This is a genomic window from Chitinophaga silvisoli (assembly GCF_003412465.1).
Taxonomy (GTDB): Bacteria; Bacteroidota; Bacteroidia; order Chitinophagales; family Chitinophagaceae; genus Chitinophaga; species Chitinophaga silvisoli.
Window position 1 is genome coordinate 294,926 of record NZ_QTJV01000001.1, and the last position, 14,603, is coordinate 309,528.

The following is a 14,603-nucleotide window of genomic DNA, read 5'->3' on the forward strand; positions in this document are numbered from 1 at the left end:
ATATAAAAAAGTTTTTAACTTGGAATCCCGTTCCGTGAAGTTTCAGAGAGGCTGAAGCATTTACGGAACGGGATTTTTGGTAGTTACAAGTCAGCATAATATTGAGTAATTCCACCTGGCTGCTGGCTGTAGTACAACGAATCAACTAAAATCTTTTATGAGTAACCTGGACACAAATAACCATCAGACGGCATTCCGTCCCAGCCTTAGTTTGCTGGATGCAACTATGATCGTAGCCGGATCGATGATCGGATCAGGGGTATTTCTCGTATCAGCGGAGATCACCAGGTCTATCGGAAGTGCCGGATGGCTTACCCTGATGTGGGTATTAGGTGGTATTGTGACCATTATAGCCGCTGTTAGTTACGGTGAACTGTCAGGTATGTACCCTCGTGCCGGCGGTCAGTATGTGTACCTCAGAGAGGCTTATAATCCCTTTATAGCGTTTTTATTTGGCTGGACACAGTTTGGTGTGATCCAGGCCGGTACAATAGCGGCAGTAGCAGTAGCATTTGCAAAATACTCAGCGTTTATCATTCCATTCTTCAGTGAGGATCATATTCTGTTGGACCTGGGCTTGTTCACAGTGTCTGCTGCGCAGGTCCTGGCGATCATTTCTATAGTTGTACTTACCTGGATCAATACCAGGGGGATCAGGAACGGAAAGATTATTCAGACGGTGTTTACGCTGGCCAAGCTGGTATCGCTGTTTGGTCTGATTGTATTCGGGTTTTTCCTGGGGGCGAAGGCGGAAGTGTGGTCGGCTAACTGGGAGCATGCCTGGGATGCGATGAGTGTGACAAAGGATGCCAACGGGCAGATTGTGACGACTGCTTTATCCGGACTGGCATTGTTTGGTGCAGTGGCCATATCTATGAAGGGATCCTTGTTCAGCAGTGATGCCTGGAACAACATTACATTTATTGCGGCGGAGATCAAAAATCCGCAGCGGAATATAGGCCGGGCTTTGTTTTTGGGCACTTTCCTGGTGACGATAGTGTATGTAAGTGCGAACCTGATGTACATAGCAGTATTACCTTTACAGGAAATTGCATTTGTACCAAAGGACCGCGTCGCTGTTGCAGCGGCGACACATATCTTTGGTAACGGAGGTGCGATAGTGATCGCTATAATGATCATGGTATCGACCTTTGGTTGTAATAATGGATTAACCCTGGCCGGCGCCCGTATCTACTACACCATGGCGCAGGACAAATTGTTCTTCAAAAAGGCAGGAGAACTTAACAAGTATAATGTTCCCGCCAACGGATTATGGATTCAATGCCTGTGGGCTTCTTTATTATGTTTGACGGGGAAATATGGAGATTTGTTGACCATGGTAATATTTGGCGTACTGATCTTTTATGTGATCACTATCCTTGGTATTTTTATCCTTCGCCGCAAGCAGCCGGATATGCCTCGTCCATATAAAGCATTTGGTTATCCTGTATTACCTTTGTTGTATATAATAGTTGCGGCATCATTAGCGTTGTTATTACTGAAATTTGAGTTCAACTATGCTATATCCGGATTGGGTATTATCCTGTTAGGCATCCCGGTTTACTATATAGCTATGGCGCGGTCAAAATAACTAAAGAAGACAAGAAAAAATATAATGTGACACAAAAGTTGTATGTAAAATGGTTGGAAATTTATGTGACTGTTGTGGAAATTTCAGTGAATTAATGTAATTTGCATAGAGACTTCCGGACGGACCCGACGAATTGGTTTGTGTGTAACCCTTGACGAACACGTATGAATAGAAAACCCTTTGTCAACACTGTGTGTACCTTGTGGGGTATCTTATCATAGTCATCACAACTACAGACGCGAAGGCCCGCGGTATTACTGATCGATAAGGATGGATGAGTGTCAACGACTTTAGGATTGTGTGTAAACAAGTATTGTTGCATAGGATAACCTTGTTATTGTTTCCCGGCTGGGTGTAGCCTTGTAGCCGGATCAGGAGGAACGTTGTTTCCTGATTAGGTGTAACGAATTAACCGGAAGACTCAGCAAACTGTACTTAAATTCAAAAAAAACATTTACTGATTTTATAAATCATTCAAGATATTTTTCTCATTGGGTGGGGGCTTATAGATATGTTAAGATCTTAAGCCCCATGGTAAACCATTAAAAGCCTACACGATTTGCATTCTCGAACATTCACATGACAATCTTAACAACAAGCGTAAGGTATCTACCCTACGCTTTTTTTTTGCCTGACAGTGAGTGTATTTATTCTTTCCTGAAAATGGGGGAGTTGCCTGCAGCCGGCAACAAAACCTGATTGGGCATTCCTGCTGTTTGCGCCTCAATGTTAAGCAATTATTAACTCCATTTATTGATTAGTACTCCCTCACTTTTACAACGTACTCTCTATGTTGATTTACCAAAAAAGGAAATGAAGATTGATAATTCTCTACTGGAAAAATATTTTAAGGGAAACTGCACGGATGAGGAGGTGAAGCTGGTAGAAGCTTATCTCGGTCAGCCTGCAACACCGGAAGCAGATGTGTGGTTTGAACAGATGTATGAAGAGAGTGCAGCCACCCCGATTGTAAGTATAAAGCAGACACCATATCGTCGCTGGTATGGCGTAGCTGCTACAGTAGCGGTATTGATCAGCTTCGGCACCTGGATGTTGCAATGGCAGCAGCAGCGCCCGGGCAGACACATCACGGCCATAAAGTGGGATACCATTGCAAACGCTGGCAATGATATCAAACTCATGACTATGACAGACGGATCAGCCGTATGGTTATCACCCCATTCATCCCTGGTTTACAACCAGCAATATAATGATACAAGTCGTGAGTTGTGGCTGGAAGGTGAAGGTTACTTCAATGTAAAACATGATCCTGCCCGTCCGTTCAGTGTACACACCCGGCAGCTGAAGACCACCGCACTTGGTACTGCATTTAATATTGCGACAAATAACAAAGCTGATGGCACAATAGAAGTTAGTTTACTGGAAGGAAAAGTATCAGTAGCTACCTCCACGTTCTCGTGCATCCTGCATCCCGGCCAGCAGGTGGCATTCAATGATGATACAGGCGCCTTTGTACCGGCGGCATTGAACAGGCAGGAAGTAAGCGATTGGAGACAGGGAAAAATGGTCTTTGATCAGACACCACTGGAAGATGCATTTGCAAGGATTCAGGCGCGCAAAGGTTGTAAGATAATCGTAGATCCTGCATTTAAAGGAAAGAGAAAGGTCTCAGGGACATTCCCGGCCTCCACGCCGGTTGAGAATATACTGGAAGCAATGCAATATGTTCATGGGTTTAGGATTGAGAAAAGCGGAACAAATACGTATGCGATCGTAACACCTTAAAATAATTAATTTAAGAAGACACGACAATATTAACTGTACTGGCACCTGATTGTGCCATGAAGGGGACAACCCGCACCTATCATTTTTAACATAAACGCAATTCTGAAGTATGCAAAAATCTACAAAGAGATTTTGTAATGGGGAACTTATGCACTCCTGGAAGGCTTTCCTGTTGTGTTTTTTACTCACAGGAACTACCGTGGCGCTGTCAGCGCAATCCTACCAATCTCTGAACGACAAGGTATCTGTAAACCTTGCGAACACGAATGCAGCAGCTGTTGTAAAATCGCTTGAACAACAAACGAAGTACACTTTCGCTTACGATCCCGAGTACCTGCAACATTGTGCACTTGAAGAAGTGAAATTCAAGGCACAGGCCTTATCCTCCGTATTACATTACCTGGATGAGTATGCGCCGATTGACATTACGTACGCAAACAATACGGTGGCGTTGAAACAAGGAAAACAGCTCCGCAATGCTTCGCTTGAAAAAGGTCGTGTAAGTGGTAAGATCGTGGATGCTAAAAACGAAGCTTTACCTGGTGTGACTATTCAGGTCAACAACGGACAGGGCGCGGTCACCAGTGTAGATGGTACCTATGAGCTGGCATTGAATCCGGGTGTGTATACTCTTACATTCAGCTATGTATCTTTTGATACACGCCAGGTGACTGATGTAAATGTGACAGCGAAAGGCGTAACACCACTGAACGTAGTGATGAAAAGCAGTGGTTCCCGTTTGAAAGAGGTGACAGTAACCGGTAATTACAAGCGTGCATCTGTTGAAGGATTGTATGCTATTCAAAAGAATAACGCAGGTATTACGGATGGCATCAGTGCTGAACAGATCAGCCGTACACCTGATAAAAATATTGGTGAAGTATTGAAACGTGTAAGTGGATTGTCTACGATGGAAAATAAATATGTAGTAGTACGTGGTCTGAGTGAGCGATACAACCAGGCTGTATTGAATGGACAGGTGATGCCCAGTACAGAACTGAACAGAAAGAATTTCAGCTTCGACATTATCCCTTCCAATATTGTAGAAAACGTAACTGTGGTAAAGACGCTGACACCTGACCGCAGCGCTGAATTTGGTGGTGGCCTGGTAGAAGTAAATACACTGGATATTCCTACTCAGAATTTTTTGAATGTAGCAGCAGGCGGTAGTTATAATTCAATGACTACCGGCAAGAATTTTCGTTCTCTCAAATTAGATGGTAGTGAATACTGGGGCAAAGCGGCACCGCATCGCAATCTGCTGGGGAAGCTGGATTGGAATAATACAACAGAAATTAAAGCGGCTTATGCTGCAAAAGACAATGCAGCCACTGCATTTAGTAATAACTGGGGTGTATATGAAATGAAAGCACCAGTGTCTCAGAACTATCAGCTCTCTGCCGGTAAGGTATTCAATGTATCGGCAAAGGACCAGGTTGGGATAGTAGTATCTGCCAGTTATCGCAATACTTTTCAGACACAGGATATCAGGATGAGTCGTGACAACTTTGATGGTAAAGTGAATGCTGATGATCCTGATCGTGCAGGTTTCAGCGGGCAGCGTTTTGGGCTCACTACTAATCTGGGCGGACTGGCAGGTATCGGGTTAAGAACACCTCATACACGTATAGGATACCAGGCCTTGTTCCTGCGAACCTACGATCAGCAGCTGATTGTTGGTAAAGGACAGCACTCTGATCCAAGTGGTATGCTGCTGGGTTTTTATGACCTGACTACACAAACAGACCTTTGGCAACATCAGTTAAAAGGTGAACATTCCATAGGTACCAAGGGTGTGAAATTCAAGTGGATGGGGAGTTATTTAGTCATGGACAAACAGAAGCCGGACAATCACCAGATGCTGGCAGATGTGATTACTGATGGCAAACTGGAATCCAATGAATTCAATATCAGCAACCCATTTAGCAGTGGTATCAGTGAAGGGGTTTTACGCTGGTGGAGCCGTGCTTATGAGAAGAACTACAATTGGGATGCAGGTGTGACAGTACCGTTTAATTTTAGTCCGGGCAATTTTATTTCTCAGAATATATTCAAAGCAGGTTATGCCGGCTGGAGAAAAGACAGACTATTCTATGTACTGAATACCGGTTCTAAAAACTACAATACGGCTGACTATCCCGCATTGGCGCACGCATTCACACCCGAAAGAGGAGGCAGTATTTACATCAGTGATTTCTCTGACGATTTTCATAAAACTGCAGCATTGCACGGTATGTACCTGATGCTGGATGATAAAATCGGCGACAAGTGGCGCCTGGTATGGGGTGTAAGAGCCGAATACTACAACCTGAACAAAGCGAATGATGCGCTGGATTCATTATTCCATTATATCAACAGTACCCGTGGCACTGATGAGCAGTTTGATTATAGTGAGTTACTCAACAGGGAGCCTAACTGGAATTTCTTCCCTTCCGTAAACCTGACTTATAGTCTGACTCCCATGATGAACCTGCGTCTTGCATACTCCAAGAGTATTATTCGGCCTGACCTGCGTGAGATGTCGTTCTTCAGGGAATACGATTTTGAATTAGGTGGTATTTACCAGAGTGAACTGGTGAGGTCAACGATTGCTCACCACTATGATTTCCGTTATGAATGGTATCCTGGAGCAGGAGAGGTGCTGTCTATGTCCCTGTTCTACAAGAATTTTGGTTACTCTATGGAGATTTACAACGACGAGCAGAGTGGTGGTATCTATAACCTTAAGAATAATAAAAATGCAAAGAATTACGGATTGGAACTGGAGGTGCGCAAGTCGCTCGGCTTCACGAAAGTACCTGTATTGCGTAACATTATTTTGTATGGAAACTTCACGGCACTGAGGGCATACGTAACACCGATGACTGTGAATTACAATGCTGTAGACCCAAATAACCCATTGAAAGTAACTCCGCTCGAAACGATAGGAAAAGAAGAAAAGAGACCCCAGACTGGTGCCAGTAATTACATGTTGAATGCAGGTATCTTCTACGATGTAAAACCTGCTTCATTCAGCCTGGTGTACAATTATATATCAAACCGCATGTTCCGTCCGGATGTAGCTTTTATCTATTCACTGTATGAGCGTCCGCTGGAATCGCTGGATGCACAGCTGGCAGTAAGGTTTATGAAGCAGAAGGGAGAGGTAAAACTGAATATTGCCAACCTGCTGAACAGTTCATCGCTTGTATATCGTAACAGTTATAGTGATGCTGACATTACCAACGGGAAAAAGACTCCATCTACCAAAGAATTGCTGTATCAGAACGGGAAAGATCTGATCAATTATGAAGCAAAGCCAGGCCGTACTTATAGTATTACAATCAGTTACAAGTTCTAGTAAACGCGTTTCACACATATATATCCTGATCAGGTATGCAATTTTTAACCTTTAAGAAAACATCAACAAGATGAAAAGAAAACCCGTAATTTTCGCCGCTCTGGCCTCAGCTGCAATAATCAGCGCAGCTCTGGTAAGCTCTTGTAAGAAGGATGCAAGTGTAGCAGGTGATCGTGCATTGTCCGCAACCCAGGTAGTTCCTACCAGTTCCACACTGTCCGGTGTTTTAGGTACCGGTCATACTGTAGTTGATAGCATTCACCTGACCAGCAGCGTAGCCTGGCACCTCAGTGGTCTGGTATACGTAGATTCAGCAGACGTGCTGATCATTGATGCTGGTACTACTATCAGAGGTGATCTGAGCACAAGTTCTTCAGTACCTGGTGGTGGTCTGGTTATCACCCGTGGTGCAAAGCTGCTTGCTCAGGGTACAGCTGCAAGCCCAATCGTATTCACATCTGCAGCTACTACTCCTGTTTCAGGTGACTGGTCTGGTGTTGTTATCTTAGGTAATGCGCCAACTAACCACAGTGGCCGTGTACAGGTAGAAGGTATCCCAACAAATCCTCCAGCTAATGCTACTTTCGGTGGTAATGTTGGTACAAGCTGTTCTGACAACTCTGGTATTCTGACTTATGTTCGTATCGAGTATGCTGGTTATGAACTGTCAACTGATAACGAAATTAACGGTCTGACATTAGCTGGTGTTGGTTCCGGTACTACCATTAACCACGTAGAGGTTTACAAATCTAAAGATGACGCATTCGAATTCTTCGGTGGTTGCGTTAGCCCTTCTTATCTGATTTCTGTTGATGCGCTGGACGATATGTTCGATTTCGACAATGGTTTCTCTGGTTCAATTAGCTATGCTTTAGGTCTGTCTGATACTACCCGTGCAGATAAGAGCCAGTCTAACGGTATCGAAAGCGATAACAATGCCACTGGTGATTCTACTGCATCTCCTGTAACCCTGCCAGTAGTTAACCACATGACTATCGTAGGTGTAACTCCAACCCGTGCTTCTATCACCAATGGTCAGCCATCTGGTACCGGTAGCTATGGTCGTGCTGCTCACCTGAGAAGAAGTTCTCGTTTCAACATCCAGAACTCAGTATTCATGGGCTTCAACAAAGGATTCTCTCTGGATGGTACACTGGGTAATACACCATGTGCTTACTTCAGAGGTTTGTCTGCTCTGACTAACAACATTGTGCATGCATATGTTACTCCATTCGGTACAGAAGGTTCTAGCCCTTGCTCTGTAACCCTGACCAGCGGCAACGTAGCTATTACCAATGCAACCAATGCTAACGCAGCTATTCAGCTGGTAGCTCCGTTCTCAAGACCTACTACTTCTTCTGCTGCTAACTGGTTCCCTGCTTCTACTTCGAGCCCTGCACAGGTGAAGGGTTCAGGTGCATTCAGTTTCGGTGGTACAGACTGGACTGCCGGTTGGTCCAGGTACTAATATCTTTCTGTTTCTATCATTCAAGTGTGGAGAGTTTTTTCTCCACACTTGCTTTTAAAAAATAATCAACAAATGCTCAAGTTTACTTTGTTTTTTTCATTGGCCGCACTGACATTGATGACGTCTTGTAAAAAGGGGGATCCTGTTAAAGAATATGCTTTTGGTTCTTTTTCAGCTGAAATGCTGGCATTGCCGAGTTCAGGTACATTAGATGTTTATATCGGGGATGGTAAAGTAGGTTCCTTATCTGGCGGAACTGCTATCGGAATTGCTTCTCCGCTGATGCTGACAGCCGGAAAATCAACAACTATTTCATTTAAGACAGCGGATAAGGATTCGTTGGTACTTGATACCATCATATCTGTTGGTGCAGGAGAAAGGGTGGGTTTAAAAATCGCATATAGCCAGGCATTGGGAATTAACGCATTTACCAACGCAAGTGATGCGGTTGTAGGTGCTGATTCTACTGCATTTTTCCTTTTCAATGGCCTGCCTGAAGGTGCTGTGGCCGATGAAAAGGTAGATGCTTATCTGTTTAAATTCAATAAAACAGATGGAAATTATGAAGCAACGGATATCGTGTGGAAAGATGTAGAAAGAGGAAAACTTCATCCAAATCTGACAACAATCAGGGTGACCGACGATGATGGTTCATCTATCTCATATGCTATTAAAATAAAGAGTCAAACTACCGGAGAATTTATCATGGATGGTATTGGCTCAGAGTATCTGTCCCCCTATTTTGAGGCCGGTAAGCGTGAGATTATCACCTTGAACGCGCTTGATTTGGGAGGTTTGTATATGTACTTACCTGATTACGCTATCTATTAGTTATTAGCGAGCTGTTACAGCAGTTACTATTATGAAAACCCTGGTTTTATATATCGCTATCCTGCTCCTGCTGGCATCCTGCGATAAGGAGGATGTACCTCTTCAGCACACGAAGGAGGAAATCGTGCCCGTCGATGATACATTGCGGGGCGTATTTAGTGCCAATACACTATTGACGAATGACCGCAATTGGTGTGTGAAGGGTTGGGTATATATAATCAATAGGTCTTCACTGCGCATAGAACCCGGAACGAAAATTAAGGTATTACCAGATCCTGCTGCCAAAAGCGGCGGCGGGATTATCATTGTTCGTGACTCAAAACTGGTGGCACAGGGTACTGCCGGTTTACCAATCAGATTTCAGTTTACAGACACTGTTCATGCCAGATTGAACGGGGTGATGCTAATGGGAAACGCATTTCAGCGGAAATCATTTGTATTGCCGGAGGGTAAAGAGCTGTCTTACGGTGGCGATTTGCCTGAAGATAGTTCAGGGGTCATTGATTATGTGGAGCTGAAATTTCATCACATGATCTCACCAGGTATTTTATTCCTGGGGGTGGGTAGCAAAACCTGCATTGACCATGTTACCATGGATACAGGAGTTTCTATCAATACTGAAGGTTATAATGATCTTTGATAAATGTTTGATGCTGGTATACTGTTTCTACAGTATACACTTTATGTCTCTCAATATAATATTTGAAGTTAGCATTAAAACAATCCCCATTTAGGAACAAAAAAGTCCGCTGTATCTACAGCAGACTTTTATTACCTGCATATGATTATCTCCTTTTGCGCAGCCGGTATTTGTGAATTATAATAATGTTTGACCATGCCTGAATGGGTACTGATTTTTGCATTGCCATCGATAATGGAGATGGCCTTAGCGATGAGGGGATCAGTGTGATCGCCGACCGTTTTCAATGGAAGTGCAGACATTTCATCGATGGTATAATCGGGAGAAATACCATTGGTGTATCCGCCGGTACCTTTAGCATTGAACAGATTGTAAGTAATGGGCATAAGTGTCCAGGGAATCCGGGTGTCACTGATGATGACAGCTCCTTTATCCTTTCCAAACGTTTTTTCGCCGATCTGAATTACCTGCATATAAGGTTTCAGCGAGTTGATGGTGAGCTCCGCTGCGGAGGCAGTTGCTTCGCCGGTAATTATGAATACCCGGGAGAGGGAGAGGCGTTTATCGGCCAGTGCGGAAAAAGAAATGGGGTTGCCGCTTTCGGGCACGGAGAGTGCAGATTTGTAGGTAACGTCTCTGTTGCCCAGGTGATTGTTCCCTGAATATTTAGCGAAGACACTTTGCTCTGTAATGCCCGGGGCGATCATGGCATTCACCAAAGCAGCAGCAGCAACACTGCCTCCGGGATTATAGCGCAGGTCAAGAATTAATTCTGATGCACCAGCGGTTTTGAAGGACTGAAAGATTTGTTGCAAAGCAGTGTTAAAAGTATCGTTGAAGTAATTGTAAAACAGGTAGGCAACTATTTTATCTTTCACCATAAAAGTGTCCTGCTGGTAAATGGGATTTTCCCCCAGGCTTTGGGCGGGCAGGGTAATGACAGCATCGTTGATGGTGAGGGTAGAAAAACTACCGGCCAGCATGGCGGCGGTCAACTCACCGGCATTGCTGCTGGTAAGTGGGGTACCATTGATGGCAGTGAAATAGTCGCCTCTTTTGATGCCGTTCAGGGCTGCAACAGAACCGGGAATAACGAGTTGGATAACACCTTTGGGGCCATCCTGCTCAATAACTGAAAATAAGATGCCGTACCGGGACAGCATATATTTAGGATACGTGGAGTTATCACTGGGTTTGTACAGGAAAGAAAAACGGTCTTCGGCGTTTTTCAGACTGGCAAAGTAATCAGTGGCGCTCAGGGTCGTATCTACGGTGGAAGGCAGTGTACTATTCCAGAGATAGAAGTAGCGCATGCTATCCAATATCCACTTGTTGGTTTCCTGCTGAGTGACAGGACCGGTGGGTGTCACATCGGGTGCATCATCTTTGTGGCAGGCAGCAAAAAACAGTAATGCCACCAGGGCAATGGTCGTTGTGCGGAGCATAAAAAAAAAGGTTCATTGGGTGAGATCACATGTCATAGTGGGCCATCATTTCGCGCCTGATATATTGCAGGGCGAGATTCAGGTGGTTTCTTACAGTGGCAGGAGAGAGGCTGAGCTGATCGGCTATTTCTTTGTAGCTCTTGCCTTTGTCCCTGCTGAGCAGGTAGATATTCCGGCGTTGTGCCGGCATTCTTTCAATTACTTTCTGGATCTGTTCGCGGAATTCTTTGTGCAATAAAGTCTGGTCATCTCTGTGGTCGGCGACCGGGCCCTGGCCGGAAGACAGCTGGGCAAGCGATTTCCGTTCCCGGTAGAGCTTCCGGGTTTCATCGATGACGATGTGTTTGACAAATACGAAGAGGAGCGGAAATACGTCCTGTCCTACCTGTACTTTATGTATGTTTTCCCATAACTTAATAAAACATTGTTGTGTTACTTCCTGCGCCCGCAGCCGGTCGTCAGTAAGCTTGTATGCAAACCTGTACACTTTTTCCCTGTTAGCTTCAAACAGCTGACCAAAGAGAATTCTGGATGGGTTATCAGACATATAGTGTTGATATAAGGCTAAAATGCGAAATAAATGTAAGCAGCATTTGTTACTTGAATGTTAAAGTTCAGAGGATTAAAATCTCCTTCTTCCTATTTAACCATTTTGTATACATTTGCTTCATGTTTACAGAACTTTGCAATCAAATATTTGATCAGAGCATCGCTGATTATCATGTACATAACAGCGTGTATCAACCTATCCAGAATCCTTATGAGAAAACCGCGATAGAGCACCTGTTATACCTCAAAAACTGGATTGACACAGTACAATGGCATTTGGAAGACATCATCCGTGATCCATTGATCGATCCGGTGAAAGCTTTAGAGATTAAGCGTTGGATTGATAAGTCAAACCAGGAGCGCACAGATGTAGTAGAATATATCGATAGTTATTTCCTCGAAAAATATAATGATGTAACCCCAGGTGCGGGTGCATCCATCAACACAGAAAGTCCGGCCTGGGCAGTAGACCGTTTGTCTATCCTGGCGCTGAAGATTTACCATATGCGGGAAGAGGCTACCCGTACTGATGCGACTCCGGCGCACCGCGAAGCATGTCAGCGTAAGCTGGATGTATTGCTGGAGCAAAGGAAAGATCTGGGTACTGCGATCAACCAGCTGCTGGAAGATATCGCTGCCGGCAATAAGTATATGAAAGTGTACAAGCAGATGAAGATGTACAACGATCCTTCTCTGAACCCTGTTCTCTACAAGAGCGCTTCCAATTAAGATATGAGGACATTACTGGCCATCCGTTTTTCGGCCATGGGAGATGTGGCAATGACGATTCCTGTTATGCAGCGGGTATTGCAGACCCATCCGGAAGTGGAAATCGTTTTTGTGTCAAACAAGAACTGGGGTGCTTTGTGTGAAGGTATTCCAGGATTACATTTTTTTCCTGCTGACCTGAAAGGGGCCCATAAAGGCGTGAGAGGCCTGTACCGGCTCTTTAAAGCGCTAAGGTCTCAATATCGCATAGCTGCGGTAGCAGATTTACACCAGGTATTGCGTTCACAGATCGTAAGGACTTTTTTCAGGCTCACGGGGCGTAAAGTGGCGGTGATTGATAAGGGGAGGGCTGAAAAAAAGGCATTGGCGGCTAAAGAAAACAAGGTTTTACGGCCTTTGAGAAGTACGATAGAGCGGTATGCGGATGTGTTCCGTTCATTAGGATATGAGGTAGATATGAGTAGTACGGCTCCGGTATTTGGTCGCCGTGAGTTACCGGCAGGGATGGAGGCGAAAGGTGGAAATAAATGGATTGGACTGGCACCGTTTGCAACTTATAAAGAAAAGACATACCCTTTTGATAAAATAGCGACCCTGTTGGGGCAGTTGGTGCAGCATGCGAATACGAAAGTATTATTGATGGGGGGTGGTGCAGCTGAGGTAGCTAAATTGCAGGAGCTGGCTGAGCGTTATCCACAGGCGATAGTGGTGGCGGGAAGATTTAAGTTGCCGGAAGAGCTGGCTATTATTAGCCAGATGGATCTAATGATCAGCATGGATTCGGCAAATATGCACCTGGCTTCACTCTTTGGTGTTCCGGTGGTATCGGTGTGGGGAGCCACGCATCCTTACGCAGGATTTATGGGATATGGCCAGAAAATGGAGCAGGCGGCGCAGATAGATTTATATTGCAGGCCTTGTAGTATCTTTGGGAACAAGCCGTGTTTCAGGGGGGATCATGCGTGTATGGAGCAGCTACCGGTTTCAGAAATAATTGAGAAGATTTAAAAGTTTTTTTTGCGGAATAGAAAATTTTACTAATTTCGCCATCCCAAATAACGACAGCGAGTTGTTGAAATAAGGGAGGTATTGTCCTATAGTATAATGGTAGTACAACTGATTTTGGTTCAGTTTGTCTAGGTTCGAATCCTGGTAGGACAACAAAGAAGTTGAAGCCCGCTCATTGAGCGGGCTTTTTCTATTGGGTTTAGTAAATTTGATCCATGAAAATCGCCTTAGCCTCCCCGCCCTTTCCATCGTCCATACAAGACGGATTAACCTGGACCGAAAAGTTAGTAAAAGAAGCTGCTGACAAGCAGGCTGCCATTATTTGTTTCCCTGAGTCTTTTATTCCTGGTTATCCGGGTATGGGATATGCTCCTGAAGAACGTAATCCTGAGAATTTACAAAATGCTTTAAACCAGGTATGTGCAATTGCTGCAGAAAATAAGATGGCGATAGTAATGCCTATGGATTGGTATGGTGCATCACAGGAATTATTGAATGTAGCGTTTGTAATAGATGCTGGAGGAAAAGTATTGGGGTACCAGACTAAAAACCAGCTGGATCCTACGGAAGATGTGTTGTGGGTACCGGGTACTACGCGTAGTATTTTTGAGGTAGATGGGGTGAAGATTGGTATTACAATCTGTCATGAAGGATTCAGGTATCCGGAATCTGTGAGATGGGCTGCGCAGCAGGATGCGAAGATTGTATTCTTCCCACACTTTGTAGGGAGTAATACGGAAGGCGTGTTGCCGGTGGAGTGGGGGAGTCCGCAGAGCCCTTATTATGAGAAAGCAGTGATGATGAGAGCAATGGAGAATACCATCTATGTAGGGAGTTCTAATTATGCATCCAGGTATCCGGAGGCAGCGTCTTCGTTGATAGCGCCGGATGGCAGGTGTGTGGTGCATGGGGAATATGGAAAGCCTGGGGTGGTGGTAGCAGAGATAGATACATCGCTGGCTACAGGATTGCTGGCAAAGCGGTTTAAGAAGTGGTTGTATGCATAGTGTTACATATCGTTATAGGGGGTGTTAGTTAACCATTAAGAATAGAATTTGAAATACTGCAACACTTTACTACTTTGGTGTAAAATTTACCTAATCGGAGGGGAGAGCATAATAGCCCAAATCTTTCAAATTGAAGTCATATGCTATGAAATATTCGGTTTGTAATCCGGTATATTGTTCGTAAGAATGCAGTGATCTAAAGAATGCAATAGCCTGGATAAGGCTTTATTAGTTCCTATACATATAATC

At 44.4% G+C, this 14,603-nt stretch carries 11 protein-coding genes and 1 tRNA gene; 10 read left to right on the forward strand and 2 right to left on the reverse strand.

What is annotated here, in order from left to right:
• The first annotated feature begins 157 nt into the window (after positions 1 to 157).
• The 6 genes from DXN04_RS01375 (at position 158) to DXN04_RS01400 (ending at position 9,616) form a co-directional block, all read left to right on the forward strand.
• Positions 158 to 1,591 carry an APC family permease gene (locus DXN04_RS01375; RefSeq protein WP_116851515.1) on the forward strand — a complete coding sequence of 478 codons (1,434 nt, stop codon included), beginning with the start codon at positions 158 to 160 and terminating at the stop codon, positions 1,589 to 1,591.
• A gap of 813 nt (positions 1,592 to 2,404) precedes the next feature.
• The gene (locus DXN04_RS01380; RefSeq protein WP_116851516.1) at positions 2,405 to 3,337 is read left to right on the forward strand and encodes a FecR family protein; all 933 of its coding nucleotides are present in this window, start codon (positions 2,405 to 2,407) and stop codon (positions 3,335 to 3,337) included.
• A gap of 109 nt (positions 3,338 to 3,446) precedes the next feature.
• Positions 3,447 to 6,677 (forward strand): TonB-dependent receptor, encoded by a 3,231-nt coding sequence (locus DXN04_RS01385; protein WP_233525497.1) that lies wholly within the window; start codon positions 3,447 to 3,449, stop codon positions 6,675 to 6,677.
• A 70-nt stretch (positions 6,678 to 6,747) separates the two neighbouring features.
• On the forward strand, positions 6,748 to 8,145 hold the full coding sequence (locus DXN04_RS01390) for a hypothetical protein (RefSeq protein ID WP_116851518.1): 1,398 nt from the start codon (positions 6,748 to 6,750) through the stop codon (positions 8,143 to 8,145).
• A gap of 72 nt (positions 8,146 to 8,217) precedes the next feature.
• A complete protein-coding gene (locus DXN04_RS01395; protein ID WP_116851519.1) occupies positions 8,218 to 8,976 on the forward strand; it encodes a hypothetical protein in 759 nt (252 codons plus the stop codon).
• 31 nt (positions 8,977 to 9,007) lie between these two features.
• A complete protein-coding gene (locus DXN04_RS01400; RefSeq protein ID WP_116851520.1) occupies positions 9,008 to 9,616 on the forward strand; it encodes a hypothetical protein in 609 nt (202 codons plus the stop codon).
• A 131-nt stretch (positions 9,617 to 9,747) separates the two neighbouring features.
• Here DXN04_RS01400 and DXN04_RS01405 read toward each other — a convergent pair whose 3' ends face one another.
• Together DXN04_RS01405 and DXN04_RS01410 are read right to left on the reverse strand one after the other, a co-directional pair.
• Entirely contained in the window at positions 9,748 to 11,061 is a 1,314-nt protein-coding gene (locus DXN04_RS01405; protein WP_116851521.1) for a S41 family peptidase, read from the reverse strand.
• A 25-nt stretch (positions 11,062 to 11,086) separates the two neighbouring features.
• Positions 11,087 to 11,608, reverse strand: a complete 522-nt coding sequence (locus DXN04_RS01410) for an RNA polymerase sigma-70 factor (RefSeq protein WP_116851522.1) — start codon at positions 11,606 to 11,608, stop codon at positions 11,087 to 11,089.
• A gap of 122 nt (positions 11,609 to 11,730) precedes the next feature.
• Here DXN04_RS01410 and DXN04_RS01415 point away from each other — a divergent pair, with 122 nt between their 5' ends.
• The 4 genes from DXN04_RS01415 (at position 11,731) to DXN04_RS01430 (ending at position 14,354) form a co-directional block, all read left to right on the forward strand.
• Positions 11,731 to 12,339, forward strand: coding sequence for a DUF4254 domain-containing protein (locus DXN04_RS01415; RefSeq protein ID WP_116851523.1), 609 nt, complete (start codon positions 11,731 to 11,733; stop codon positions 12,337 to 12,339).
• A 3-nt stretch (positions 12,340 to 12,342) separates the two neighbouring features.
• Positions 12,343 to 13,347 carry a glycosyltransferase family 9 protein gene (locus DXN04_RS01420; protein WP_116851524.1) on the forward strand — a complete coding sequence of 335 codons (1,005 nt, stop codon included), beginning with the start codon at positions 12,343 to 12,345 and terminating at the stop codon, positions 13,345 to 13,347.
• 82 nt (positions 13,348 to 13,429) lie between these two features.
• Positions 13,430 to 13,500, forward strand: a tRNA-Gln gene (locus DXN04_RS01425).
• A gap of 62 nt (positions 13,501 to 13,562) precedes the next feature.
• On the forward strand, positions 13,563 to 14,354 hold the full coding sequence (locus DXN04_RS01430) for a carbon-nitrogen hydrolase family protein (protein ID WP_116851525.1): 792 nt from the start codon (positions 13,563 to 13,565) through the stop codon (positions 14,352 to 14,354).
• Positions 14,355 to 14,603: the final 249 nt, after the last annotated feature.